This is a genomic window from Pseudomonas acericola (SeqCode) (assembly GCF_053456465.1).
Genome location: NZ_JBRFJB010000007.1, coordinates 98271 through 122848, shown reverse-complemented (window position 1 = coordinate 122848; position 24578 = coordinate 98271). Strand labels below are relative to the sequence as shown.

Genomic DNA, 24578 nt, shown 5'->3' with positions numbered 1-24578 from the left:
AAGAAGACTGGATGAAGACGCGCGACCGGATCCTTGAATGTGCCCTGCAGTTGTTCAACCAGAAGGGCGAACCGAACGTATCGACCATGGAGGTGGCCAATGAAATGGGGATCAGCCCCGGCAACCTCTACTACCACTTCCATGGCAAGGAGCCGCTGGTGCTCGGGCTGTTCGAGCGTTTTCAAAACGAGCTGGCACCGCTGCTCGACCCGCCGGCGGAGGCCCGACTGGAGCCTCAGGATTACTGGCTGTTCCTGCACCTGATCGTCGAGCGCATGGCCCATTACCGCTTCCTGTTCCAGGACCTGTCGAACCTGGCAGGGCGCCTGCCAAAGCTGGCCAAGGGCATTCGCAACCTGCTCACCGCACTCAAGCGCACCCTGGCCTCATTGCTCGCACGGTTAAAGGCTGCCGGGCAGTTGGTCAGCGGCACCCAGGCGCTGGGGCAACTGGTGGAGCAGATCACCATGACCCTGCTGTTTTCCCTGGACTACCAACGGATTCTCGACCGTGAGGGTGAGGTGCAGGTGGTCGTCTACCAGATCATGATGCTGGTGGCGCCGCACCTGTTATCACCTGCCCGCCAAGCGACTGAACAGCTCGCCCTGCGTTACCTGGACAATCCGATCTGATGATTAGCGACAAAGAAAAGTTCTGACAGCAACAGCCTTATCCCAACTTTCCGAACTGCTGAGTAAACTTGAAGAGTTCGCTGTCGCTCTTGATACCCAGTTTTCGATAAGCCGATTGTTTCTGCGTACTGATGGTGCTTGCACTGCGCGAGAACTTTGCGGCAATCGAGCTCACAGACATCCCGTCGAGAAAACAACGCAATACTTCCTGCTCTTTAGGGGTGAGACAGGCGCTCACTCGCAGCGGTGACGACAATTCAACTTTCGATCTTATCGTGACCTTATCGACAATCGTTCGAACGCCCTCAAGTGCGGGCAACATACAAGGCTGCAAGTAGATCCGCCCCTGCGCGACCGTGCGAATGGCCGTGATCAATTCAGTGAGGTTCTGCGTCTTGCCCACTACCCCCCAACTTCCCGCCCTCAGCGCCAGCGACACGGTGGCAGGCGTGTAGTGCGAAGACACAATGAGCAACCTGCACTGTTCGAACCGTCGGTTCAATGCCTTGATCAAGCTGAGGCCATCGATGTCCGAGGGCCCCAGCGAAAAATCCATCACAACCACATCCACCGGCGTGCGGACGAGCGCTTCAAACAGCTCTCTGGCGGTCCCGAAGGAGCCTATCACTTCAAGATCAGTCTCTTTATCCAGGCCCAGTTCGATCCCCTGCCGAACCATTTCATGGTCATCCAGCAACATGACGGTGTGCACTTTTGACATTGAAGTAGGCATAGAAAAACCACTCAAGTGAGTACAACTCAGTACAAATAATTCCCTTTATGCGAGCACGGTATATCCCAGCCACACGCAGGGATCAACACACGAAAATAATAAGGCTTATTCTTACAGCAGCCCCTTACAGTTACGCCCTACAACACCATGTCAATACAATTTATTTGAACATTTCGAACAATCACGACGTTTTTCTCGTTATTTATCTATAGGCCCGATTTACGTTCCCGGACACATTACGTCGTCCGCCAGTTGAGCCAATAAAAAGTGCAGCACCTCAACCTGTGGCGGAAGCACATAACTCACGATTGGGAATCTTATGAAAGTCAACGTTCTCTCCAGCATTGCCGCAGCCCTCGCCTTGGCCGCTGCCGTATCGCAATCCGCACACGCTGCCAATGACGGCACGATCAACTTTGCCGGGCTGGTAAACGATACGACCTGCACCGTTGAAGGCTCCGCACCGGGTACCGGTGCAGTGGTCAAGGACGTCAACCTGGGCGGTGTTTCGGCCGTGCGCCTGGCGAACCCAGGTGATCGCGCCAACCTCACCGGCTTCACCATCCGCATTGGCGCACCCGGCGAAGGCAGTTGCACCAATGGCCGCACCGCCATGGTGGCTTTCGACCCTACCAGCCCGGCCATTGACGTGGCGACCGGGCGCTTGAACATCGACGGCTACGATGATCCGTCCGACACCACCAACGCCAAAAACGTACAGGTTGAAGTAACCAATCGTGATGGCTCGCCGATCCACGTCTACACCGAAAAATCCGAAGGCGTGGTGATCGCCGACAACCAGGCGGTCATCCCACTGGCCGCGCAACTGTACGCCAGCGGTTCCGCCACCGAAGGTCTGGTCAGGACCCGCGTCGGCTTTATGGTCGTGTACGCCGATTAAGGGGCACGCAGGCCTGCCACCCGCAGGCCTTGCATGCACTGGACCTGCAGCCACCCTGCAGGTCCCTCCCCTGCTTCGATGAGACCGTGTGACTATGAAAAAACTGGCCTGCCTCGCGCTTGCTACCTGTGGCCTTGGATTGTTATTGCTGCAAGCGCTCCCTGCCCATGCCGGCGTGATTATCTACGGCACGCGCGTGATCTACCCAGCCGACCAACAGGAAGTTGTCGTCCGCCTGGAAAACAAAGGTGAGCGCCCAGCGCTGGTGCAAACCTGGCTGGATAGCGGCGACATACGCTCGACACCGGCGACAGCGCAAACCCCCTTCACCCTTTCGCCGCCGATCTTTCGCATTGAGCCCAATCAGCAGCAAGTGCTGCGCCTGCGCTACGCCGGCGAAACGGCGCCCACCGACCGCGAAAGCCTGTATTGGCTGAACGTGCTGGAAGTACCTCCGGTCACCGCCGGCGGCGAACAGAACAACCAGATCGAATTGGCTTTTCGGACCCGCCTGCGGGTTTACGTGCGCCCCCCCAACCTGCCGTATTCGGTCGGCAACGCCCCGACAAGGCTGCAGTGGAAGCTGGTGAACCACAATCAGGGCTATGCCCTGCAAGCCACCAACCCTACGCCGTACCACATCTCCCTGACGTCGGTGGATTTGCTCAGCAACGGCAAACGGTTCAGCAAAGCGGCCAACCAGGAACCCAATGACAGCCTCTTGATGCCAGCCGGCGACGTAAAACTGTTTGCGCTGCCACTGTTGCGCGACCGCCCGAGCGGCACGCCAAAAGTCGAATTCACCAGCGTCAGCGACTTTGGTGCCCGAGTGCGCCACTCGGCAAGCCTCACCTCCTCCACTGTGCAATGAGTTGCCGTATGAACGCCATGTCCATCCCACATCTGCCCATCAAGTTCATGACGTTGACGCTCGCACTGCTCGGCGCCGTCGCCGCACATGCGAGCGTTGTGATCAACAACACGCGGATCATCTACCCGCAGAACGACAAGGAGGTGACGGTCAGGCTTGAAAGCAAAAACCAGGCGCCGGTGCTGATCCAGACGTGGCTGGACACTGGCGACGAGCATTCGACACCGGAGTTGGCCGTCGTCCCCTTTATCGCCACGCCGCCGATCTTCCGCATGGAGCCAGGCAAGCAACAGGTCGTGCGCCTGGCCTACACAGGTGACACCTTGGCGTCGCAACAAGAAAGCCTGTTCTGGTTCAACCTGCTGGAAGTGCCCGCACAGGCGCAGGACGCCCAGGAAAGCAACCAGTTGCAGCTGGCTTTTCGCTCCCGGATAAAACTGTTTTTCCGCCCGCAGAACCTGCCCTACGCCGTTGAGGAAGCCCCCGGGAAACTGCAATGGCGCCGGGAGACAACCGAGCAGGGCCAGGTTCTGGAAGTCTATAACCCCACCCCTTATCACGTGACCTTCGAGCAGGTCGAACTGCTGGACGCAGAGCGGCGCCATGCCCGCAAGGACGCCACCTCCAGCGAGGAAAACATGGTGATACCGGGGGGGCGCAACCGCTTTGAACTGCCCAGCCTCAAGTCACCACCCGGCAATGCCGCCACCGTGGAGTTCCAGACGCTCGATGACTTCGGGGTAAAAACCGCCCACAGCACCCAGCTTTAAACCTAGCCGACGAGACCCAACGGGCCGCTTCCCGACCACGTTACTCGCCTTATTTCACACGTTCAGTTGATGCCCATTTTTCAGGGCAGGGCTTCCCTTTGCCCGAATTCAGACAGCACCTTTTTGGAAACGGTAAACATGAGTTTGAACACGCCAGCCAGCGCAAGAATTTGGTCCCTGACACGTCCTCGATTGACGCTTATGGCGCGTTGCCTGTTGCTGCTGGGCGGCACCCAGGCCTTGAGCGCCCACGCGGTCGAAAACGTCGAGTTCAACCCAGCCTTCTTTCCAGACGGTGCAGGGGGCCAGCAGGTGGATATTTCGAAGTTCAGCCAAGGCAACATCGTGCTGCCCGGCAGCTATCGCACCGAGATCTACCTCAATGGTCAATGGATCGGCCGCGAAACCCTGTCCTTCGTTGCCGTGCAAGGCAAGGACTCCGCGCAAATGTGCCTGGAGCGCGACGCGCTGCTCCGGGTGGGCGTCGACTTGGACGCGGCGCAACAGCAATCGGCCGAAACCGGCGAGACCGCCGCGCTGCCGTTCGACAGTTGCGCCGACATCAGCGCCTACCTGCCAGGCGCCAGCAGCCAGTTCGACTCCGGTGAAAACCGCCTGGACCTGCAGATTCCTCAGGTCTACCTGACACGCAAGGTGCGTGGTTATGTCGACCCCAAGCACTGGGATGCCGGCGTCGATGCCGCCTTTGTACGCTACAACGCCAACACCTTCGCGACGCGCACGAACGGGCGCTCGCTCAACTCCCAATACCTGGGTTTGAACACCGGCCTCAACCTGGGTGACTGGCACTGGCGACACAGCGGCAGCTTCAGCCAGACCGATACCGCCTCGGGGTATCAAAGCAGCAGCACCTATCTGCAACGCGACGTAAGCCCGCTGCGCTCACAACTGGTGATGGGCGAGATCTACACCCCCGGCGAGCTGTTCGACAGCGTGCGCCTGCGCGGGGCCAGCCTGTTCAGTGATGATCGGATGTTGCCCGACTCCCTCACCGGGTTTGCCCCGGTCGTGCGTGGCATCGCCGAGACCAATGCCCGGGTCACCGTGCGCCAGCGTGGTGTCTTGCTGGATGAAGTGAATGTTGCGCCCGGCCCGTTTGTACTGAACGACCTGTTCCCCACCGGCTACGGTGGCGACTTGACCGTCACGGTGACAGAAGCCGATGGCCGCCAGCGCGAATTCATCGTGCCGTTCGCCGCCAATGCCAACCTGCTGCGCGCCGGCCATAGCCGCTACTCGCTGAGCATCGGCCTGTTGGACGAAATCGGCCTGCGCAATCCCCCCAAGCTGATGCAAGGCACTTACCAGCACGGCCTGAACAACTTGCTGACCGGATACACCGGTGCAGTGTTGGGTGAAGACTACCGCTCGCAATTATTGGGCATGGCCTTCAATACCGCGTATGGCGCACTGTCGTTTGACCTGACCAACTCGAACGCCAACCTGCCGGGCCAAGGCTCGCGCGAGGGGCAAAGCCTGCAGCTGCGCTACAGCAAGAACTTCACCGACACCGGCACCCACTTTGCCCTCGGTGCCTATCGTTACTCCACCGAGGGCTTCCTGAGCATCGCCGACGCCGCACGGGTGCGCGACCTGGCCTTGGAGGGAGGCAACCTGGACAACCTTTCGCGCATACGCGACAGGATGGACATCAGCCTCAACCAGAGCCTGGGCAACGGTTCGGTGTACCTGACCGGTTCCTCGCAGAACTACTGGAACCGCACCAGCGGCAACGTGACCTTTACCGCGGGCTACACCGGCAGCTGGAAGGGCCTGAACTACACCCTCAGCGCCCAACGCACCACGGACTTGCTGAGCGACAGGGTCGACAAACAAGTGGAGCTGAGCGTGAGCCTGCCCCTGGGCCGCGACGCACGCGCGCCGACCTTGACCACCACGGCCTTTCGCGGCAACCAAAGCAGCGGCGAGCGCCTGAACCTGGGTGGCACCCTGGGCGAGCGCAACGAGTTCAGCTACGGCGTGGGCGGCAGTCGGACGCAGGGCAGTGGCCGCAGCATGACGGCCGACATGAAGTACCAAGCCAGCCATGGCGTGCTGTCCGCCGGCTTCGGGCAGAGCAGTGACTACCGGGCGACCTCCCTGGGCATGACCGGCGGCATCGTTGCCCACGCCGGCGGCGTGACCTTTGCCCCGGAGCTGGGCGACACCATCGGCATCGTCCAGGCCCCTGACGCCCAGGGCGCGCGGATCAATGGCAACCATGGTGCCCAGGTCGGCAAAAGCGGTTACGCCGTGGTGCCTCACCTTACGCCGTACCGCCAGAACGTCGTGGAGCTGGACCCCAAGGACCTTTCCGTCGACGTGGAACTCAAGACCGCCGCGCAAAACGTGGCGCCTCGTGCAGGGTCGGTGGTGAAGCTGCAATTCGACACCGTCAGCGGCCAGGCGATCTTGATCAGCGCACTGCGTGAAGACGCAAGCCTGCTGCCGTTTGGCTCGGATGTGTTTGATGAAGACGGGGCCAGCGTGGGCATTGTCGGCCAGGGCGGCAAAGCGTTTGTGCGGGTGGCGCGGGAACAGGGGGTGCTGACCGTCAAATGGGGCAGCCATGCCAACGCCTCTTGCAAGCTGCAATACAGCCTGGGCAAGGACTCGGGGGGCGATGGCAGCAACCGCTTGCGCCATTTGGATGCCGGTACCTGCCAAGGCACTACCAGCGGTTGAGCGGGCGCGCTGGCCAGCGCGCAAACACCCTATTTTCTATTGCGGGACTGACGATGAAACACTCCACCCCACTCACGCTGACATTGCTGACTCTCGGGATGCCGCTATCCGCGCAGGCGTATTGTGATCGGTACCCAGAGGCAACACTGACCCTGAACCTGCCCGCGACCATCGCGGTACCGCAGAGCCTGCCCGTTGGCAGCCTCATCATCAGCCAGGCCTTCAGCGGGCCGTCTCCCGCGTTCATTGCCGATTGCCCGGTGGCCGTGCGCCGTTGGCTGGTCGGGCGATACCCGGATCAGCGATACCCAGACTCCCAGGTCTATCGCACCGAAGTCCCGGGCATCGGTGTACGCATCTCCCTGACATGGGCCGACGGCAGCAGCGCCGCGTACTTTTCGATCCACACCCAGCCGCCCCAACAGGTGCACGGCAAGATCCCCAGCTTTACCTCGGCCACGGCGCACTTCTACAAGATGGCGCCGGTAACCCCGGGAACAATACCTGCCGGCAACATCTGGGAGCATCGCTGGATACACACGCCTGAGGTGTATCGCCTGAACCTGGGCAATGCCGTGCACTTTGTCAGCCCCCCCGCCACCTGCGACCTCGCCGCCGGTGACGTGAACCGCACGATCACCTTCGCCCCGATAAAAACCAGCGACTTGAAAGACGTGGACTTTGCCGGGCTACAGGACTTCCAACTGACCGCCAATTGCGCCAACGCCAACCAGGTCACCTTCCGCTTCAGCGGCAGCCCCGCCCCCGGGAACAGCGTGCTTTTCGCCAACGCCGGTACAGCCAAGGGGGTCGCCCTGTGGCTGGGTTCAAACCTGAACGGGGTACAGCAAACCATCTCGCCGAATGCCAACAACGTCCGCACGGTGGCGGTTGCCAGCGATCGCGCGATCTTGCCGATGCGCGCTGCGTACCACAAAAACGGCACGGTCGGCGCAGGCACGCTCGCCAGCAACGCCACCGTCAACATCACCTACAACTGATGGCGAAAACACCAGGCTGACGCTATAGCGATGCGCGATCCAGAGGGGCCCCTTTTGCCCTGTCGAGGAATAAGAAATGAAATACCCGAATCAAATCATTTTGGCATTACTGAGCCTCGGCCTTCCCACTGCCGAGGCCGCGTGTGACAGGTACCCCAACACGCAACACAGTGTGTCGTTCCCCAGCACCATCACCGTGCCGGAAAGCCTTGGGGTCGGCCAACTGATCACCAGCCAAACGTTCGCCGGGCCTTACCCGACGTTTTACATGAACTGCCACTCGCCAACCCCAACGTTCCTCACCGGCCGGTTTACCACCGCAGTGTCGGCGCCGGGTGGCCTGATTTATCACACGAACGTACCCGGCGTGGGCATGCGCGTCATGGTGACACTGACGTCAGGCACGCCCTACTCCGCCAAGCTGCGCACAGAAAGCCTCGTATCCGCGCCGGGAAGAATCCTCTGGGGCGCAACACGCTTGGTCGCGGAGTTTTACAAATTGGGGCCCGTCACCACCGGAACGCTGCCGAGTGGCGAGATACAGCACAACAACTGGGACGGTGGCCGAGGCCACTACCGCATGATCCTCAACACCTCCATTCGCTTCGTCAACCCAGCCACTACCTGTGACCTCGAGACGGGCGACGTCAACCGCACAGTCACCCTTCCTACCGTGCGCGTCAGCGACTTCAACAGCAGCACCAGCGCCGGCCCCCGCGACTTCGAACTGACGGCCATTTGCAGCAGCGCCTCCGACGTCACCTTCCGATTCACGGGAGCGCCGGCATCGGGCAACCCCACACTTTTCGCCAATACCGGCTCGGCTAGCGGGGTGGGCCTATGGCTGTACTCACGCATCGGCGGCGTACCGCAAACCATCAGCCACAACGGCACACGCACGATCGCCGTCTCCGGCAATCGCGCGGTGTTGCGGCTTGGCGCGGCTTACCACCGAAACGGCACGGTCGGTCAAGGCACGTTCGCCAGTACCGCCACCGTCAACATTACCTACAACTGATAACGAAAAACGACTTGGACGCCGAGGCCTCCTCCCAAGGATTGGGAAACGCTGTACCCCATAGAGATATTGAAAAATGAAACCAACAATACAAATCCTTTCAATAGTGCTGATCCTCGCAGTGCCAATCTCCGCCCAGGCGAGCTGTAACAGGTATCAAAACGATACGTTCACCTTGAATTTGCCGGCGACTATTGCTGTACCAGACAGCCTGCCAGTGGGGAGTGTCATCACTCGCCAGGCATTCACCGGTTCAGCACCTGCCTATGTGGCGACGTGCTTACTGGCAACCCGGTGGATCAACGGGCGCTACCCGCCGAACCGCGACCCGCGTACGGGCGCCTATCCCACCGAGGTCCCAGGTGTAGGGGTGAGCGTGTGGATGGCATTTGCCGGCGGCGGCAGTGCTGCTTTTGAGCTTCACTCCATCCCTCAGTATTTGTTTACCGGAGGGGCCCCCAGCTTCACATCGGCTGAGGCGACCTTCTACAAGATCGGGCCCGTAACAACCGGGACAGTGCCCTCGGGAAACTTTCTGGAGCACAAATGGGCGAAGAGTTCGAACAGTTTTCGCCTGCAACTTGGCAGCCCCGTTCGGTTCATGAGGCCTGCTGCCACGTGCGACCTGGCCACGGGTGACGTCAACCGCACCATCGCCCTGCCCATCATTCAAGCCAGCGCCTTGAACAATGCGGTCTCTGCCGGCGCACTCAACTTTGAGCTGACCGCCACCTGCACCAATGCCACCGGCGTGACCTTTCGATTTACCGGCACTCCCGCACCCGGGAACAACGTGCTTTTCGCCAACACCGGCAGCGCCGGTGGCGTAGCGCTGTGGCTGTACTCACGCACTGGCGGCACGTCCCAGACCATCAGCCACAACGGCACGCGGACAGTCGCTGTATCCGGCAACCGCGCGATCCTGCCACTGGGGGCTGCTTATTACAGAAACGGCACGGTCAGTCGAGGCACGTTCGCCAGCACGGCCACCGTCAACATCACCTACAACTAAAACCAAAAGGGATATCTGATGAACCTACGACGCCTCTCTCTCCTGCTGACAATCGCGGCGGGCGTGGCCAGTACGACGGCCCAGGCGGCCACCACCGGCACCTTGCGGTTTGTCGGCCAGATCAATGCTGGAACCTGCAACCTGGCTGTTGGCGACGAGAACCGCACGATCACGTTGCCGCCGGTGAAGGTCTCCCACTTCGACAATGCCCCCACTGTGGGGGTGCAATCGTTTGAGCTGACCGCCGACTGCGAATCGGACATCAGGACCGTGAACTTCCTGTTCACCGGCACGCCGTCTACCGGAAACGGCGAGCTCTTCACCAACACGGGCACCTCGCGCGGAACCGCGCTCCAACTTTCCCACCGAAACGTCGCCTACATTCCCGCCAATGGCACTCCCGCCCAACGTACCCGCCAGATCGCAACAGCGGGAGGGAGAGCCGTGTTGCCCATGAACGCCAACTACAGCAAAACCGGCGCTGCAATCACCCCGGGGACGCTGGCCAGCGTTGTTACCGTCTCCATCACCTACAACTGAAACCACTAAGGAAAACCTGATGAAACTACGAAACCTTGCCCTCCTGCTAACCATCACTGCGGGCCTCGCCAGCATGGGCGCCCAAGCGGCCACCAATGGTTCCCTGCGCTTTGCCGGTCAAGTCAACGCGGGAACGTGCAACCTGGCTGCGGGTGATGAAAACCGCACCATTACCTTGCCCACTATCAAGATCTCCGACCTCGATTCGGGCTCTCATGCAGGGCGGTTCGATTTTGATATCTCTGCCGACTGCGAATCAGACATCCGCAATGTGATTTTCCTGTTCGCAGGCACCCCCGACTCGGGGAACGGACTGCTCTTTGCTAACACGGGCACCTCAAAAGGCACTGCTCTTTGGCTGCTATCACGCGGCCCCGACGCAACCCTTCCGGCCAACGGCACTGTTGCCCAGCGCAGCCGAACGGTCCCAACAAGCGCCGGCAAAGCCTTGCTGCGACTCTCGGCGGCCTACCATAAAAACGGCGTAGCGATTACCCAAGGCACCCTCGCCAGCGCGGCTACCGTGTCCATCACTTACAACTGATACGGCCAAGCTGTAGCCAAAAAAAAGCCCGGCCTTTGCAGGCCGGGCGTTTTTATGTGCCCTGAAAAAATCAGGACTGACTGGATGGCGTCGGGGTTACCGGCGTTGCAGTCGGGGCAGCAACAGGCGTTGGCGCGGAGACCGAGTTGGCGCTCGAAGCGCTTGGTGCCGGGGTTGCAGGCTTGGCGGCCACAGCCGGTTTAGGCGCTGCCGGCTTCTTGGCTACCGCTGGCTTTTTTGCGGCAGCGGGTTTGGCGGCTGGCTTGGCCGCGGGTTTCGCAGCAGCCGGCTTGGCAGCGGGTTTCGCGGCAGCGGTTTTAGTCGCTGGCTTGGCCGCTGCTTTGACGGCGGGTTTAGCCGCTGGCTTGGCAGCTGCCTTGGCGGCCACAGGTTTAGCGGCTGCCTTGGCGGCCGGTTTAGCCGCTGCGGTTTTGGCCGCAGGCTTGGCGGCCGGTTTAGCGGCGGCTTTTGCGGGAGCCTTGGCCGCAGGTTTTGCCGCCGGCTTGGCAGCAGCTTTGACCAGTGGTTTGGCTGCGGTTTTAGCGGCGGGTTTGGCGGCTGCCGTTTTGGCGGCGGGCTTGGCCGCCGGCTTAGCGGCTGCGGTTTTCACCGGAGTCACTTTGGCGCCGGTGAGTTTTTCGATTTGCTTGGTCAGGGTGTCGACCTTGCTGTGCAATGCTTTCACTTCCGCCTTGCTCGGCACGCCCAGGCGCGAAATGGCGCTGTTCAGACGCTTGTCCAAAGCCCCTTCCAGTTCACCCCAAGTACCCAGCACTTGTTTCTTCGCATCGCTGATGCGCGAACCGGCAGTTGCTTTGGCCGCAGTGACTTTTTTACCCACTGCGCTATTGGCTACTTTCTCGGCCTTTTCGCCGTCCTTAACCAAAGTCTCGAAGAGTTTGCTGCCGTCACTGTCGATCTTCGAGTAAACGCCTAAACCAGCCAGCCAGATCTTGCGGGAATATTCTTCAACTTTCCCGACCCACGAGCTGCCTTCTTTCTGAGGTTTCTTTTGAACAGCCATCCCGATGTCTCCTTAGTGTTTACGCGCGACACGTTCGAGCAATGCCGTCAGCTCTTCGAGCTTAGCAGAGAGTGTCTCCACGTCATGTTTAGACGCAATGCCGATTCGATTCAAGGCACTTGCAACACGAGTATCAAAAGCTTTTTCAACTTTATCCAGCTGAACTTCTACCAGACCTTTGACGGAGGAGACATTGCTCTTTACTTGGTCAATCTGACTGTTGGCGGCCTCAAGTTGTTCAACTGCAACTTTTTTACCTTTGCTTTCAACATGTTGACCGGCTTTAACGAGTTCCTTGAAGTACTCGCTGCCCTCGTTTCCGACCTTGGCATAGGCACCAAGACCCGCCAGCCAGATCTTGCGGGCGTAGGTTTTAACGTCGCTCAGGGCAGTGGTCTGGGCGTCGATTTTTTTCTTCAAGATAACTTTGGCCATGGTGCACCTCACGCAGAATAGGGTGGAGGAACGGCCCACAGGAGTTGAGGGCGTGGGCACAAAGTAGGAGGAATAATTAGAATCGGCACCCTAGAACACTCGAATCAAGCCAATGCCTTATCCAGGGCTTTCTCGATTTCGGACTTGATGGTGCCACTCATGGCCGACATCAACAGCCCCAGTTCCACATCAATACGCAGCGAATCATCCGCGACTAACACCGTACCTTTAACCCCCGAACGCTTGAGGTTCAAGGTATCGCCAGACCATGACGGCTCCAGGCCATATTGTTCCTTGAGTTTGTGCGCCAACTTCTCGGCCTTTGCCCGCGCGGCTTCTTTACCCAGGGAATGTGCACGCTCAACAGTAATACGGGCCATTGCAATGACTCCTCTTTATAGCGGTTTGGATACCTTCGATGCGGCAAAAGGTCTCGGTGACCACCCATCTTACCTTCAGCCTTGCCAAGACAAAGCAGGCCTTGGGGATTATCATGTGCCGCATTCTCTTTTGGTGACAGCGATATGACTGATCAGCGCAAAGGCAGCGATGCCGAACCCACCACTCACTTCGGCTTCAAGAACGTCCCGGAAAGCCAAAAGGCGGAAAAAGTCGCTGAGGTGTTCCACTCCGTTGCGGCCAAGTACGACCTGATGAACGACGTGCTCTCCGGCGGCATGCACCGCCTGTGGAAGCGCTTCACCATCGAGCTGTCGGGCGTACGCACGGGCAACCGCGTGCTGGACATCGCCGGCGGCACGGGCGACCTGGCGGCCAAGTTCTCCAAGCTCGTCGGCCCTACCGGCCAGGTGGTGCTGGCAGACATCAACGGCTCGATGCTCAAGGTCGGTCGCGACCGCCTGCTCGACAAGGGCGTGGCCGGCAATATCGAATTCGTCCAGGCCGACGCTGAAAAGCTGCCGTTCCCCGACAACCATTTCGACTGCGTGACCATCGCCTTCGGCCTGCGCAACGTCACCCATAAAGAAGACGCGATCCGCTCGATGCTGCGCGTCCTGAAGCCGGGTGGGCGCCTGTTGGTGCTGGAGTTCTCCAAGCCGACCAACGCGATCATGTCCAAGGTCTACGACACCTACTCGTTCGCCTTCATGCCGCTGATGGGCAAGCTGATCACCAATGACGCCGAAAGCTATCGCTACCTGGCCGAATCGATCCGCATGCACCCCGACCAGGAAACCCTGAAGTCGATGATGGTAGAAGCCGGTTTCGACCGCGTGACCTACCACAACATGACCTCGGGCATCGTCGCCCTGCATCGCGGCATCAAGCCCTGATGCTGTTCCAGGGCCTTCTCGCCAGCGTCGAACACGGCCTCAACCGTGTCCTGCGCCTGGACAGCACCGCCCTGGCGCGGCTTGCGCACTTGACCGGCAAGGTGATTGCCGTCGACTGCCGCAGCCCCGCCTTGCAGCTGTTTATCCTGCCCAGCGATGAAGGCCTGCTGCTCGCCAGCACCTGGGCGGCCGAGGCCGACTGCACCCTGCGTGCGCCGGCATCGAGCCTGTTGCACCTGGCCCTGAGCCGCAACAAAACGGCGATCCTGCACAGCGCCGAAGTGGAGCTGGAAGGCGACAGTTCGGTGTTGATGGACCTGGCCGCCGTGCTGCAAGACCTGGAGCTGGACTGGGAATACGAACTGTCACGCTGGATCGGCCCGGTGGCCACCCAGTTGATCAGCGGCCACCTGCACAGCCGTAAACGCTGGTACCAGCAAGGGTTCGCCAGCCTCAACCAGAACCTTGCCGAATACCTGAGCGAAGAATCGCGCACCCTGGTCGGAGAACGGGAAGCGCAAGCGCGCTTTCGTGAACTCGACAAGGCCAAAATCGACCTGGAACGCCTTGAGGCACGCTTCGAGCGCCTGAGCCGTTCCCTTGATCCAAGCGATAACGCATGAAGCTGCTCGCCGTCCGCCGTTTGTTTCGTATCCAGCGCGTCGTAATCCGCTACCAACTCGATGACCTGCTGTTCGCCCTGCCGCTGCCGTGGTTCCTGCTGGCGGTGCGCTATGTGCTGCCGTGGCGCTGGTTCCCGCGCAAGAAGCTGGAGCTGAGCCGTGGCGCGCGCCTGCGCCTGGCGTTGCAGGACCTGGGGCCGATCTTTATCAAGTTCGGGCAGATTCTTTCGACCCGCCGCGACCTGCTGCCCGAAGACATCGCCGACGAGCTGATGCTGCTGCAAGACCGCGTGCCGCCGTTCGACTCCCAGCAGTCGATGAAGCTCATCGAAGAACAGTTGGGCCAGAAGATCAGCGAAGTGTTCAGCCGCTTCGACGTCGAGCCGCTGGCCTCGGCCTCGGTCGCACAAGTGCACGCGGCGCAGCTCAAGAGCGGCGAAGAAGTGGTGGTGAAGGTCATCCGCCCGGGCCTCAAGCCGATCATCGGCCAGGACCTGGCGTGGCTGTTCATCCTCGCCCGCGCCGCCGAGCGCTTCAGCGCCGACGCACGCTTGCTGCACCCGGTGGACGTGGTCGCCGACTACGAAAAAACCATCTACGACGAACTCGACCTGCTGCGTGAAGCGGCGAACGCCAGCCAGCTCAAGCGCAACTTCGAAGGCTCGCCGCTGCTGTATGTGCCGCAAGTGTATTGGGACTGGTGCCGGCCGAAAGTGCTGGTGATGGAGCGCATCTACGGCGTGCAAGTCACCGACCTCGCCACCCTGGCCGACCAGCGCACCGACATGAAGATGCTCGCCGAGCGTGGCGTGGAGATCTTCTTCACCCAGGTGTTCCGCGACAGCTTCTTCCACGCCGACATGCACCCCGGCAACATCTTCGTCAGCACCGTCAACCCGTGGAGCCCGCAATACATTGCGATCGACTGCGGCATCGTCGGCAGCCTCACCCCGCAAGACCAGGACTACCTGGCACGCAACCTGTTCGCCTTCTTCAAGCGCGACTACCGCCGCGTGGCGCAGCTGCACATCGATTCGGGCTGGGTGCCGGCCGAAACCAAGCTCAACGAATTCGAAGCGGCGATCCGCACGGTGTGCGAGCCGATCTTTGAAAAACCGTTAAAGGATATTTCCTTCGGCCAGGTGCTGATGCGCCTGTTCCAGACCGCGCGGCGCTTCAATATGGAAGTGCAGCCGCAGTTGGTGCTGCTGCAAAAGACCCTGCTGAACATCGAAGGCCTGGGCCGCCAGCTGTACCCGGACCTCGACCTGTGGAACACCGCCCAGCCGTTCCTCGAACGCTGGATGCGCGAGCGGGTCAGCCCGAAAACCCTGCTGGGCAACCTGCACAGCCAGGTCGAGCAACTGCCGCACCTGGCCAACATGACCCGCGACCTGCTGGAGCGCATGTCCCAGCCCCACGCCAAAGACCCCGCACCGCCGTGGCACAAGCGCAAGGACGACTGGTTCCTGCGCCTGCTCGGCGCCGCGCACCTGACCGGCGGCATCGTGCTCGCCTTCGGTGGGCCGCTGAATGCGCTGGGCTACTGGCCGGCGGGCATCATGGTCGCCGTGGGTGTTTATCTGATCGTGCGTCGATAGCCAATCCGGTTATACACTGTCGCAAATTGCCGGAGCCGAACATGAAAGACTGGCTGGACGAGATCAAGTGGGACAGTGACGGCCTGGTGCCGGCCATTGCCCAGGACTACAAGACCGGGCGCGTGCTGATGATGGCCTGGATGAACCGCGAGGCCCTGAGCCTCACCGCCACTGAGCAGCGCGCCATTTACTGGTCACGTTCGCGTGGCAAACTGTGGCGCAAGGGCGAAGAGTCCGGGCACGTGCAGACCCTGCACGAGATGCGCATCGACTGCGACGCCGACGTGGTGATCCTCAAGGTCGAGCAGATCGGCGATATCGCCTGCCACACCGGCCGTCACAGCTGCTTCTACCGCGTGTTCGAGAACGGCGAGTGGAAGGTTGTCGAACCGGTGCTCAAAGACCCGCACGCCATCTATTCCGCAGGACATTAGACATGAGCGATACCCTGAACCGTGTGGCCCAGGTGCTGGAAGACCGCAAAGGCGCGGACGCCGACAGCTCGTACGTCGCCAGCCTGTACCACAAGGGCCTGAACAAGATTTTGGAAAAGCTCGGCGAAGAATCCGTCGAGACCATCATCGCCGCCAAGGACGCGCAAATCAGCGGCGATTGCAGCGATGTGATCTACGAAACCGCCGACCTCTGGTTCCACAGCCTGGTCATGCTCGCCCAACTGGGGCAGCATCCGCAGGCCGTGCTGGATGAACTGGACCGTCGCTTCGGCTTGTCCGGGCATGCCGAAAAGGCTTCACGCCCGTCCGCCTGAATAACTTTTACTGAGGATTTGCAGCATGGGTATTTTTGACTGGAAACACTGGATCGTCATTCTGGTGGTGGTGGTATTGGTATTCGGCACCAAGAAACTCAAGAACCTCGGTACCGACGTCGGCGAATCGATCAAGGGCTTCCGTAAAGCCATGAACGACGACGAAAAACCGGCCGACCCGGCCGCCAACCCAGTGCCACCGGCGCAGCCTGTGCACCCGCAGGCCGCCCAGCCGATCACCGAGCGTCGTACCTTCGACGTGCAGGCTGAGAAAGTCGAAGAGCCGACCCGCAAAGACTCGTGAGCACTGACTAATGTTTGGTATCAGCTTCTCTGAACTGCTGCTCGTCGGCCTCGTGGCCTTGTTGGTACTGGGGCCGGAACGCCTGCCCGGTGCCGCACGCACGGCCGGCCTGTGGATCGGGCGCCTGAAACGCAGTTTCAACGCGATCAAACAGGAAGTTGAACGGGAAATCGGCGCCGACGAGATCCGCCGACAGCTGCACAACGAACACATCCTGTCGCTGGAGCAAGAGGCCCGCAAGATCCTCTCGCCGGTGCAGGAGCCGGCCAAGCCGGTCGAGCCTGTGGCCGAACACAGCATCGCGCCCGCCCCCGCTGCGCCTGTTGTTGAAACCACCCCCGCCGCGCCCACCGAGCCAGCACCGGCGCCCGTCGCGGCGCCTGCTCCCCATGACCCTACATTGCCGCCGCGAGCCCCATGAGCGCTGATAAACCGGAAAACGACCAGCATATGCCGCTGGTCTCGCACCTCACCGAGCTGCGTACCCGCCTGCTGCGTTGCGTAGCGGCGATCTTCATCATCTTTGCCGGGTTGTTCGCCTTTACCCAGCAGATCTACACCTTCGTCTCCACGCCCCTGCGCCAGTACCTGCCGGCCGGCGCGACGATGATCGCCACCGATGTGTCGTCGCCGTTCCTCACGCCGTTGAAGCTGACGATGATGGTCTCGCTGTTCCTCGCGATCCCGGTGATCCTGCATCAGATCTGGGGCTTTATCGCACCGGGCCTGTACAAGCATGAGAAGCGCATCGCCGTGCCGTTGCTGGTGTCGAGCATCTGCCTGTTCTACACCGGCATGGCGTTCGCCTACTTCCTGGTGTTCCCGCTGATCTTCAAATTCTTCGCCGCTGCTACACCGGCTGGCGTGGAAATGATGACCGACATCACCAGCTACCTCGACTTCGTGATGACGCTGTTCTTCGCCTTTGGCGTGGCCTTCGAAATCCCCGTGGCCGTGGTGCTGCTGGTGTGGATCGGCGTGGTCAACGTGGCGTACCTGAAGAAGATCCGCCCGTACGTGATCATCGGCTGCTTTGTGGTCGGCATGATCCTCACGCCGCCGGACATCTTCTCGCAGACCCTGCTGGCCGTGCCGATGTGGATGCTGTTCGAGATCGGCATCCTGTTCAGCAGCCTGATCACCAAGCGTGGCGACCACCCGGATGATCAGCCAGCCGACGACGACCAGCCGCCAGCGACCCAGCCGTGAACCTGCTGCTGCTTGAGGAGGCCGACTTCATCGCGGCCGACCGTGTGGTGCTGCGTGACCGGCGCCTGGTGCATATGCAGGAAGTCCACCGCGCCGCCGTCGGCGACAGTCTGCGCGTCGGCCGTATTGGCGGGCTGATGGGCAATGCCCAGCTGTTGCGCCTGGAGGCCAGTGAGGCGGAGCTGCAAGTCAGCTTCGACCAACCGCCGCCGGCGAAACTGCCGCTGACGTTGCTGCTGGCCCTGCCCCGCCCGAAAATGCTGCGCCGGGTCCTGCAAACCGTGGCGGCCATGGGTGTGCCCAAAGTTGTGCTGCTCAACAGTTATCGTGTGGAAAAAAGCTTCTGGCAGACCCCGTTCCTGGAGCCCGAGGCGATTCGCGAGCAACTGATCCTCGGCCTGGAACAGGCGCGGGACACGGTACTGCCCGAAATCATTATCGAGAAGCGCTTCAAGCCGTTCGTCGAAGACCGCCTGCCGGCCATGGCCGCAGGCACCCTGGGCTTGATCGGCCATCCCGGCGAGTACCCGCCTTGCCCGCGTGGGTTGGATGAGCCGGTGACCCTGGCCATCGGCCCGGAAGGTGGCTGGATTCCCTATGAGGTGGACCTGCTGGCCAAGGCTGGCCTGCAACCGGTGCAGTTGGGCGCGCGCATCCTGCGGGTTGAAACCGCCGTCACTGCCCTGCTCGCCCGCCTGTTCTAACCCAAACAACACCGCAGTCTCCATGTGGGAACTGGCTTGTGTGGGAGCTGGCTTGCCTGCGATAGCGGTGGGTCAGCTTGCACATTGACTGCTGACACACCGCTATCGCAGGCAAGCCAGCTCCCACAGTTGACCTGCGTCGCTACAGAATCCCCGACACATGCCGATACTCTCTGAATAAGTCCAAGCCTTGTTCCAGGGGAGTTCGCAGCATGTATCGTTGGTTAGCCGAAAAGCTGGGGAATGTCAGCGTCAAATCCAAGCTGGGTGTAGGTTTCGGCCTAGTCTTACTGCTCACGCTCATGATCACCTTCACCGGCTGGAGCGGCCTCAGCGGCGTGATCAGCCGAGGCGACAAGCTGGGTTTCATCTCCAGCGTCAATGAGCTGACCAAAGACTTGCGACTGGCGCGCCTGGACTACGAAATGCGCCGTGGCGAACAAGGCCCCGCCGCCGTCAACGCGCTGCTGGTGCAACTGGAAGCCGGCCTGAAAACCGCCGACACCCTCATCGATCAGCCCGCCGACAACCGCTTGGTGGACGACCAACTGGTCGCCGTCGATCAATACCGTCGCGCCTTCGAGGCCATGGTCCAGGCCGGTGCCAACCGTGAAAACGCGCGCAGCAAGCTGGGCGACACCGCCGACAACGCGGTGGTCAAGGTCGGCGAGATCGAGAAAGCCCTGCTGCAAGGCGACAGCGTCAGCCAGTTCAACAGCGTGGTGGACCTGAGCAAGCTGATTCAACAGGCACGCTTCCAGGTGCGCGGCTACACCTACAGCGGCAAGGTCGAAGCCGAGCAGCCCGCACTGGATGCCATCGACAACGCCCTGAAGAAAATCACCAGCCTGAACGGCCAGATCCCTGATCAATACTCAACCAACCTGCAACAGGCCAGCGTTTCGCTGCAAGCCTACCGCGCGGCTGTCAGCCAGTACCGCGACTCCCAGGTGGCCACCGCCGCAGCGATGAAAATCATGGCCGAGCAGGGCGACATCCTGCTCGACCGCAGCAAAAAACTCACCGTGTCGCAAACCGTGGTCCGTGACACCGATGCCGCACAAGCCAAGCAGCTGTTGGCGCTGGCCACCGTGCTGGCGCTGGTCTTCGGCCTGATCGCGGCCTGGGCCATCACTCGCCAGATCATCATCCCGCTGAACCAGACCCTCAAAGTCGCCGAGCGCGTGGCCTCCGGCGACCTGAGCCACAACCTCGACTCCGCGCGCCAGGACGAACTGGGCCAACTGCAACGCGCCATGCAAAGCATGACCGTGGGCCTGCGTGAGTTGATCGGTGGCATCAGCGACGGCGTGACCCAGATCGCCAGCGCCGCCGAGCAACTGTCGGCCGTGACCGAACAGACCAGCGCCGGGGTCAACAGCCAGAAGGTCGAGACCGACCAGGTCGCCACCGCCATGAATGAAATGGCCGCAACTGTGCAGGAAGTGGCGCGCAACGCCGAGGAAGCTTCCGAAGCGGCGGTCGCCGCTGACCAGCAAGCCCGCGAAGGCGACAAAGTGGTCGGCGAAGCCATCGCCCAGATCGAACGCCTGGCCACCGAAGTCGGCAACTCCACCGAGGCCATGGGCCACCTCAAGCGCGAAAGCGACAAGATCGGCAGTGTGCTCGATGTGATCAAGTCCGTGGCCCAGCAAACCAACCTGCTGGCCCTCAACGCCGCGATCGAAGCCGCCCGCGCCGGTGAAGCCGGACGTGGCTTCGCAGTGGTGGCCGATGAAGTGCGCAGCCTGGCCCAGCGCACGCAGAAATCCACCGAAGAGATCGAAGAACTGATCGTCGGCCTGCAAAGCGGCACCCAGCAGGTGGCGACCATCATGGACAACAGCCGTGGCCTCACCGACAGCAGTGTCGAGTTGACCCGCCGCGCCGGCGCCGCACTGGGCAATATCACGCGCACAGTCTCGACGATCCAGGCGATGAACTCGCAGATCGCCACCGCCGCCGAACAACAGAGCGCCGTGGCCGAAGAGATCAACCGCAGCGTGCTGAACGTACGGGATGTGTCTGAGCAGACGTCGTCGGCCAGCGAAGAGACCGCCGCGTCCAGTGCCGAACTGGCTCGCCTGGGTATTTACCTACAAACCCTGGTCGGACGTTTCCGCACATAACCAACCATTTGTGAAATTTCCTACGTAGTTATCAGCCCGGCATCACTCCGAATCGAATTAGCGTTTGTCTTGTTACGAAACGCTTTTTCAGATTCGGAGGTTAATCATGTTTCCTCGGCTGACCCATTTGCTGGACAACGCCAATGTCCGCCTGAAGCTCGCCTTGGGTTTCGGACAAGTCCTGATACTTAGCCTCGCCATCGCCGTGACCGGCTGGCAAGCCCTGAATGCCGTGCTGTTTCGCTCAAGCAACCTGACGACACTGGGACAACTGGCGGTTGTCGCCGAGGCCATGCGCGCGGACCGTATCGTGTATCGCACCCTGACCGACACTGCCAGCCTGGGCAAAGTAGCCGCCCGGGTCGAGCAGGTCGAACAGCACCTCGCTTACCTCTCAAGCCACCTCAAAGACCCGGCTGACCTGCAACGCGTGCAGGACAGTCTGCACCTGGTCGACGGATTCAAGAGCGCCCTTGCACAACTGCCTCCGCTGATCCAGCAGCGCGAAGACTCCCGCAGCCCGCTGAAGAAAATCACCTTCCAGGCCAGCGATGCACTCGCCCAGGTCGCCAGCGAATTGCCTGACCAGAACGATCAGAAGGCCCTGGACACCATCGAAAACCTGCGTCATGCCATGGAACAGGCCGAAGACCGTACCCAGAGCCCTGCCTGGGCGGCTGCGTCACTGGATGCCTATGCGGAGGCGGTGAACAACGCACTGACGGCCCTGGAGGCCGCACAGGCGGCAGTCCTCCAACTGCCGGTCGATGCCGTGTTGCTCAAGACCGACCTGGCCAATTACCGCGAGCAACTGTTGAAACTCAAAGAGGCCCAACTCAACACGGAAACCGTGCAGAACCGCTTTGAACGCCAACTCGACGAGCTACTGGAGCACAGTGATTTGCTCAGCCGGGGGCAGACGCTGAAACGCGAAAAAGAGGCCGAGCACACCCGCACGTTGCTCATCGGCGTAACGGTCACCGCCCTGCTGCTGGGCGCCCTGGCGGCCTGGTGGATCGCCCGGCAAATTGCCATCCCGCTGCGCGAGACCCTGGTGGTGGCCAATCGAATCGCCAAGGGCGACCTGAGCCACGACATTAACGTAGAGCGCCGCGACGAATTGGGCAGGCTGCAACAGAGCATCGGCCAAATGACGGGCAACCTGCGCACCCTGATCAGCGGTATCGGCGACAGCGCCCGGCAGATCGCCAGTGCGGCGGCGCAACTATCAAGCGTCACCGAACAGACCCGCGACGGGATCAACCGGCAAAAGGACGAGACCGATCAGGTGGCCACGGCGATGAACGAGATGCTCGCCACGGCCCAGGAGGTTGCGCGGCATGCCGAAGAGGCCTCTGTCGCCGCCACCGAGGCAGACCGCCAGGCAGATGCTGGCGACACGGTGGTCGGCCGGGCGGTTGAGCAGATTGGTCAGTTGGCCAATGAAATGGCGCTCTCCAGCCAGGCCATGGCCGCGTTGCAGCAAGAGAGCGAGCAGATCGGCAGCGTATTGGAGGTGATCAAGTCGGTGTCCCAGCAGACCAACCTGCTGGCCTTGAACGCCGCCATCGAAGCGGCACGTGCCGGCAGTGCCGGCGAAGGCTTTGCCGTAGTCGCCGACGAAGTCCGCAGCCTGGCCCAGCGTACCCAGGAGTCCGCCGAGGAAATCGAAGGCCTGATCCAGCGCCTGCACAACGGTACGCGGCAGGTCGCCAGCCGCTTGGACAGCAGTCGCAACCTGACCGACAACAGCGTCAGCCTGACCCGCGACGCCGGTGAAGCGTTGGCCGAGATCGCCCGCACCGTATCGATCATCCAGGAAATGAACCCGCAGATAGCCGCCGCAGCCGAGGAGCAAAGCGCGGTGGCCGAAGAGATCAATCGCAGTGTGTTGAAGGTGCGCGATGTGTCCGAACAGACCGCCGCCGCCAGTGAAGAAACGGCGGCGGCGAGTGTTCAGTTGACGCGATTGAGCGTGGACTTGCAGGCGCTGGTGGGCAAGTTCAGGTTATAGGACCTGACGCAGGAACGCCTGGGCGCGCGGGTCTTTCGGCGCATCGAAGAACTCGGCCGGAGCCGCGTCTTCCAGCAGTTTGCCGTGGTCGAAGAACAGCACCCGGTCGGCCACTTCACGGGCAAAGCCCATTTCGTGGGTGACGCAGACCATGGTCATGCCTTCCAGGGCCAGGGTCTTCATCACGTCCAGCACTTCGCCGACCATTTCCGGGTCCAGCGCCGAGGTGGGCTCATCGAACAGCATCACCTTGGGTTCCATGGCCAACGCGCGGGCAATCGCGACCCGTTGCTGTTGGCCACCAGAAAGGCGCGACGGGAATTCATTGGCCTTTTGCGCAATGCCGACCTTTTCCAGCAACGCCAGAGCCTTGGCCTCACGCTCTTTCTTGCCGCGCTTGCGCACGACCTTTTGCGCCAGACAGAGGTTTTCCAGCACGGTCATGTGGGGGAACAGGTTGAAGTGCTGGAACACCATGCCGACTTCGCGGCGATAGGCGTTCACGTCGGTCTTCGGGTCGGCCAGTTGCAGGCCGTCGATGCTCACCGAACCCGAGTCGAATTCTTCCAGGCCATTGAGGCAGCGCAGAAAGGTGGACTTGCCGGAACCCGACGGGCCGATCACCACCAGCACTTCACCTTTGGCCACCTGAGTGGTGACGTGGTCCACCGCGCGCACCACATGGCCACGGGTGTCGAAGACTTTTACCAGATCGCGGACTTCAATCACTTTGCGCGAGCCTCCGCTCAAGCCGGCTGGCCATTTTCGACAGCGGCAGGTTGATCAGCAGGTACAAGCCTGCGACGCAGAACAGGATTTCAAACGGCGAAAACGAGGTGGTGATCACTTCACGGCCGCTTTTGAGCAGCTCGGTAATGGCGATCACCGAGACCAGCGAGGTGTCTTTCACCAGGCTGATAAATTGCCCGGCCAACGGCGGCAGCACGCGTTTGAACGCCTGCGGCAACACCACATGGCGCATCGACTGGCTGGCGCTCAGGCCCAGGGAGCGGGCGGCTTCGTTCTGGCCACGGGTGATCGACTGCACACCCGCGCGCACGATCTCTGCCACGTAAGCACCGGTGAACAGCGACAGCGCGGCGATCCCGGCAAACTCCCGGGACAGGTTGAGCACCGTGCCGATAAAGAAATAGAAGATGAAGATCTGCACCAACAGCGGCGTTCCGCGCACGAGTTCGACGTAGATCGTCGACAGATCGCGCAAAGTCGGATTATTGGACAGCCGGCACAAACCGGTCGCCAAGCCGATCGCCAGCCCGAGGATGCCAGACACCACCGACAGCCACAGCGTGGTCCACAAGCCCCACATCAACGGGCCCAACGCCCAATGCCGGGTCACGCCGATCACGTCGCCTTCGGCCACGTCATCGCCGCGCGCCACTTGCAGGCTGTTGTCAGCCACGGTCAGCTTTTGCTCGGCGCCCGCATCGTTGCGCAGGGTCACTTCGGCGACGTCGCCTTTACGCACCAACTCGACCACGGTGGAAATATCCGCTGCGCGCTGGGACGTTTCAGCCTGGTAGGCGAAGTACTGCGGTACGCGGTTCCAGCGCCACTCGTAGGACATCAACGAGGTGGCGTAGTACAAGGCACCGGCCAGGCCAACCAGCACGACTACAGTCAGCAGGTGCCAGGGCCATTGGGCTTTTTTCTGTTTCATTTAACTTTCCGCGATGTGTGTTGCCTGTGAGGCCGCCATCGCGGGCAAGCCCGCTCCCACAT

27 protein-coding genes and 1 pseudogene are annotated in these 24578 nt (G+C 61.2%); 22 read left to right on the top strand and 6 right to left on the bottom strand.

The annotated features are described in order from the left end of the window. Positions 1–11: 11 nt before the first annotated feature. Entirely contained in the window at positions 12–632 is a 621-nt protein-coding gene (locus ACU688_RS23170; protein ID WP_448186509.1) for a TetR/AcrR family transcriptional regulator, read from the top strand. Between the two features lie 37 nt (positions 633–669). On the opposite strand, the gene ACU688_RS23165 is transcribed toward ACU688_RS23170, so the two are convergent. Continuing rightward, positions 670–1332: a response regulator gene (locus tag ACU688_RS23165; protein WP_448186508.1), complete on the bottom strand. Its 663-nt coding sequence runs from the start codon at positions 1330–1332 to the stop codon at positions 670–672. Between the two features lie 352 nt (positions 1333–1684). Between ACU688_RS23165 and ACU688_RS23160 the strand changes: the two genes are divergently transcribed. The 9 genes from ACU688_RS23160 to ACU688_RS23120 all read left to right on the top strand — a co-directional run bounded on the left by ACU688_RS23160 (position 1685) and on the right by ACU688_RS23120 (position 10728). Then, positions 1685–2266: a fimbrial protein gene (locus tag ACU688_RS23160; protein WP_448186507.1), complete on the top strand. Its 582-nt coding sequence runs from the start codon at positions 1685–1687 to the stop codon at positions 2264–2266. Positions 2267–2360: 94 nt separating this feature from the next. Next, complete coding sequence (locus tag ACU688_RS23155) at positions 2361–3137, top strand: fimbrial biogenesis chaperone (RefSeq protein WP_448186565.1); 777 nt, start codon at positions 2361–2363, stop codon at positions 3135–3137. An 8-nt stretch (positions 3138–3145) separates the two neighbouring features. Next, positions 3146–3907, top strand: coding sequence for a fimbrial biogenesis chaperone (locus ACU688_RS23150; protein ID WP_448186506.1), 762 nt, complete (start codon positions 3146–3148; stop codon positions 3905–3907). 138 nt (positions 3908–4045) lie between these two features. Continuing rightward, positions 4046–6613 (top strand): fimbria/pilus outer membrane usher protein, encoded by a 2568-nt coding sequence (locus ACU688_RS23145; protein ID WP_448186505.1) that lies wholly within the window; start codon positions 4046–4048, stop codon positions 6611–6613. Positions 6614–6666: 53 nt separating this feature from the next. Continuing rightward, positions 6667–7614: a fimbrial protein gene (locus ACU688_RS23140; RefSeq protein ID WP_448186504.1), complete on the top strand. Its 948-nt coding sequence runs from the start codon at positions 6667–6669 to the stop codon at positions 7612–7614. Positions 7615–7786: 172 nt separating this feature from the next. Continuing rightward, positions 7787–8632 carry a fimbrial protein gene (locus ACU688_RS23135; RefSeq protein ID WP_448186503.1) on the top strand — a complete coding sequence of 282 codons (846 nt, stop codon included), beginning with the start codon at positions 7787–7789 and terminating at the stop codon, positions 8630–8632. 601 nt (positions 8633–9233) lie between these two features. Continuing rightward, on the top strand, positions 9234–9644 hold the full coding sequence (locus ACU688_RS23130) for a fimbrial protein (RefSeq protein WP_448186502.1): 411 nt from the start codon (positions 9234–9236) through the stop codon (positions 9642–9644). Between the two features lie 18 nt (positions 9645–9662). Then, positions 9663–10184 (top strand): fimbrial protein, encoded by a 522-nt coding sequence (locus tag ACU688_RS23125; protein ID WP_448186501.1) that lies wholly within the window; start codon positions 9663–9665, stop codon positions 10182–10184. Positions 10185–10203: 19 nt separating this feature from the next. Continuing rightward, on the top strand, positions 10204–10728 hold the full coding sequence (locus ACU688_RS23120) for a fimbrial protein (protein ID WP_448186500.1): 525 nt from the start codon (positions 10204–10206) through the stop codon (positions 10726–10728). 70 nt (positions 10729–10798) lie between these two features. Here the strand turns inward: ACU688_RS23120 and ACU688_RS23115 are convergent, their stop codons facing one another. The 3 genes from ACU688_RS23115 to ACU688_RS23105 form a co-directional block, all read right to left on the bottom strand. Beyond that, complete coding sequence (locus ACU688_RS23115; RefSeq protein WP_448186499.1) at positions 10799–11752, bottom strand: phasin family protein; 954 nt, start codon at positions 11750–11752, stop codon at positions 10799–10801. A 12-nt stretch (positions 11753–11764) separates the two neighbouring features. Next, on the bottom strand, positions 11765–12187 hold the full coding sequence (locus tag ACU688_RS23110) for a phasin family protein (protein ID WP_448186498.1): 423 nt from the start codon (positions 12185–12187) through the stop codon (positions 11765–11767). Between the two features lie 104 nt (positions 12188–12291). After that, on the bottom strand, positions 12292–12567 hold the full coding sequence (locus tag ACU688_RS23105) for a polyhydroxyalkanoic acid system family protein (protein WP_124525435.1): 276 nt from the start codon (positions 12565–12567) through the stop codon (positions 12292–12294). A gap of 144 nt (positions 12568–12711) precedes the next feature. Between ACU688_RS23105 and ubiE the strand changes: the two genes are divergently transcribed. The 12 genes and pseudogenes from ubiE (at position 12712) to ACU688_RS23045 (ending at position 22835) form a co-directional block, all read left to right on the top strand. Further along, entirely contained in the window at positions 12712–13482 is a 771-nt protein-coding gene (ubiE, locus tag ACU688_RS23100; RefSeq protein WP_017738839.1) for a bifunctional demethylmenaquinone methyltransferase/2-methoxy-6-polyprenyl-1,4-benzoquinol methylase UbiE, read from the top strand. Continuing rightward, entirely contained in the window at positions 13482–14105 is a 624-nt protein-coding gene (locus ACU688_RS23095) for a ubiquinone biosynthesis accessory factor UbiJ (RefSeq protein WP_448186497.1), read from the top strand. Before ubiE ends, ACU688_RS23095 begins: the two co-directional genes overlap by 1 nt. Continuing rightward, entirely contained in the window at positions 14102–15706 is a 1605-nt protein-coding gene (ubiB, locus tag ACU688_RS23090; RefSeq protein ID WP_448186496.1) for a ubiquinone biosynthesis regulatory protein kinase UbiB, read from the top strand. Before ACU688_RS23095 ends, ubiB begins: the two co-directional genes overlap by 4 nt. A 41-nt stretch (positions 15707–15747) precedes the next feature. Next, positions 15748–16140, top strand: a complete 393-nt coding sequence (gene hisI / locus ACU688_RS23085; RefSeq protein ID WP_012721796.1) for a phosphoribosyl-AMP cyclohydrolase — start codon at positions 15748–15750, stop codon at positions 16138–16140. Between the two features lie 2 nt (positions 16141–16142). Then, positions 16143–16475 carry a phosphoribosyl-ATP diphosphatase gene (locus ACU688_RS23080; protein ID WP_003209299.1) on the top strand — a complete coding sequence of 111 codons (333 nt, stop codon included), beginning with the start codon at positions 16143–16145 and terminating at the stop codon, positions 16473–16475. A 25-nt stretch (positions 16476–16500) separates the two neighbouring features. After that, the gene (locus ACU688_RS23075) at positions 16501–16779 is read left to right on the top strand and encodes a twin-arginine translocase TatA/TatE family subunit (protein ID WP_017738835.1); all 279 of its coding nucleotides are present in this window, start codon (positions 16501–16503) and stop codon (positions 16777–16779) included. 10 nt (positions 16780–16789) lie between these two features. Next, positions 16790–17200, top strand: a complete 411-nt coding sequence (gene tatB / locus ACU688_RS23070) for a Sec-independent protein translocase protein TatB (protein WP_448186495.1) — start codon at positions 16790–16792, stop codon at positions 17198–17200. After that, on the top strand, positions 17197–17988 hold the full coding sequence (tatC, locus tag ACU688_RS23065; protein WP_017738833.1) for a twin-arginine translocase subunit TatC: 792 nt from the start codon (positions 17197–17199) through the stop codon (positions 17986–17988). Before tatB ends, tatC begins: the two co-directional genes overlap by 4 nt. Beyond that, a complete protein-coding gene (locus tag ACU688_RS23060; protein ID WP_448186494.1) occupies positions 17985–18692 on the top strand; it encodes a 16S rRNA (uracil(1498)-N(3))-methyltransferase in 708 nt (235 codons plus the stop codon). Before tatC ends, ACU688_RS23060 begins: the two co-directional genes overlap by 4 nt. 212 nt (positions 18693–18904) lie before the next feature. Next, a pseudogene (locus ACU688_RS23055) lies at positions 18905–19963 on the top strand (methyl-accepting chemotaxis protein); the annotation flags it as partial. After that, positions 19949–20821, top strand: a complete 873-nt coding sequence (locus ACU688_RS23050; RefSeq protein WP_448186564.1) for a methyl-accepting chemotaxis protein — start codon at positions 19949–19951, stop codon at positions 20819–20821. The pseudogene ACU688_RS23055 and the gene ACU688_RS23050, both read left to right, overlap by 15 nt. 106 nt (positions 20822–20927) lie before the next feature. Further along, a complete protein-coding gene (locus ACU688_RS23045; RefSeq protein WP_448186493.1) occupies positions 20928–22835 on the top strand; it encodes a methyl-accepting chemotaxis protein in 1908 nt (635 codons plus the stop codon). On the opposite strand, the gene ACU688_RS23040 is transcribed toward ACU688_RS23045, so the two are convergent. Further along, positions 22830–23564 carry an amino acid ABC transporter ATP-binding protein gene (locus tag ACU688_RS23040; protein ID WP_017738829.1) on the bottom strand — a complete coding sequence of 245 codons (735 nt, stop codon included), beginning with the start codon at positions 23562–23564 and terminating at the stop codon, positions 22830–22832. The two genes, ACU688_RS23045 and ACU688_RS23040, sit on opposite strands and share 6 nt — an antisense overlap. Next, positions 23557–24516, bottom strand: coding sequence for an amino acid ABC transporter permease (locus tag ACU688_RS23035; RefSeq protein WP_017738828.1), 960 nt, complete (start codon positions 24514–24516; stop codon positions 23557–23559). The genes ACU688_RS23040 and ACU688_RS23035 overlap by 8 nt, the downstream gene beginning before the upstream one ends. Positions 24517–24578 lie beyond the last annotated feature (62 nt).

Excerpts from the sequence above, each read along its gene's own strand:
- ACU688_RS23170 (WP_448186509.1), top strand. The coding sequence starts at position 12 with ATGAAGACGCGCGACCGGATCCTTGAATGTGCCCTGCAGTTGTTCAAC.
- ACU688_RS23165 (WP_448186508.1), bottom strand. The coding sequence starts at position 1,332 with ATGTTGCTGGATGACCATGAAATGGTTCGGCAGGGGATCGAACTGGGC.
- ACU688_RS23160 (WP_448186507.1), top strand. The coding sequence starts at position 1,685 with ATGAAAGTCAACGTTCTCTCCAGCATTGCCGCAGCCCTCGCCTTGGCC.
- ACU688_RS23155 (WP_448186565.1), top strand. The coding sequence starts at position 2,361 with ATGAAAAAACTGGCCTGCCTCGCGCTTGCTACCTGTGGCCTTGGATTG.
- ACU688_RS23150 (WP_448186506.1), top strand. The coding sequence starts at position 3,146 with ATGAACGCCATGTCCATCCCACATCTGCCCATCAAGTTCATGACGTTG.
- ACU688_RS23145 (WP_448186505.1), top strand. The coding sequence starts at position 4,046 with ATGAGTTTGAACACGCCAGCCAGCGCAAGAATTTGGTCCCTGACACGT.
- ACU688_RS23140 (WP_448186504.1), top strand. The coding sequence starts at position 6,667 with ATGAAACACTCCACCCCACTCACGCTGACATTGCTGACTCTCGGGATG.
- ACU688_RS23130 (WP_448186502.1), top strand. The coding sequence starts at position 9,234 with ATGAGGCCTGCTGCCACGTGCGACCTGGCCACGGGTGACGTCAACCGC.
- ACU688_RS23125 (WP_448186501.1), top strand. The coding sequence starts at position 9,663 with ATGAACCTACGACGCCTCTCTCTCCTGCTGACAATCGCGGCGGGCGTG.
- ACU688_RS23120 (WP_448186500.1), top strand. The coding sequence starts at position 10,204 with ATGAAACTACGAAACCTTGCCCTCCTGCTAACCATCACTGCGGGCCTC.
- ACU688_RS23115 (WP_448186499.1), bottom strand. The coding sequence starts at position 11,752 with ATGGCTGTTCAAAAGAAACCTCAGAAAGAAGGCAGCTCGTGGGTCGGG.
- ACU688_RS23110 (WP_448186498.1), bottom strand. The coding sequence starts at position 12,187 with ATGGCCAAAGTTATCTTGAAGAAAAAAATCGACGCCCAGACCACTGCC.
- ACU688_RS23105 (WP_124525435.1), bottom strand. The coding sequence starts at position 12,567 with ATGGCCCGTATTACTGTTGAGCGTGCACATTCCCTGGGTAAAGAAGCC.
- ubiE (WP_017738839.1), top strand. The coding sequence starts at position 12,712 with ATGACTGATCAGCGCAAAGGCAGCGATGCCGAACCCACCACTCACTTC.
- ACU688_RS23095 (WP_448186497.1), top strand. The coding sequence starts at position 13,482 with ATGCTGTTCCAGGGCCTTCTCGCCAGCGTCGAACACGGCCTCAACCGT.
- ubiB (WP_448186496.1), top strand. The coding sequence starts at position 14,102 with ATGAAGCTGCTCGCCGTCCGCCGTTTGTTTCGTATCCAGCGCGTCGTA.
- hisI (WP_012721796.1), top strand. The coding sequence starts at position 15,748 with ATGAAAGACTGGCTGGACGAGATCAAGTGGGACAGTGACGGCCTGGTG.
- ACU688_RS23080 (WP_003209299.1), top strand. The coding sequence starts at position 16,143 with ATGAGCGATACCCTGAACCGTGTGGCCCAGGTGCTGGAAGACCGCAAA.
- ACU688_RS23075 (WP_017738835.1), top strand. The coding sequence starts at position 16,501 with ATGGGTATTTTTGACTGGAAACACTGGATCGTCATTCTGGTGGTGGTG.
- tatB (WP_448186495.1), top strand. The coding sequence starts at position 16,790 with ATGTTTGGTATCAGCTTCTCTGAACTGCTGCTCGTCGGCCTCGTGGCC.
- tatC (WP_017738833.1), top strand. The coding sequence starts at position 17,197 with ATGAGCGCTGATAAACCGGAAAACGACCAGCATATGCCGCTGGTCTCG.
- ACU688_RS23050 (WP_448186564.1), top strand. The coding sequence starts at position 19,949 with ATGCAAAGCATGACCGTGGGCCTGCGTGAGTTGATCGGTGGCATCAGC.
- ACU688_RS23045 (WP_448186493.1), top strand. The coding sequence starts at position 20,928 with ATGTTTCCTCGGCTGACCCATTTGCTGGACAACGCCAATGTCCGCCTG.
- ACU688_RS23035 (WP_017738828.1), bottom strand. The coding sequence starts at position 24,516 with ATGAAACAGAAAAAAGCCCAATGGCCCTGGCACCTGCTGACTGTAGTC.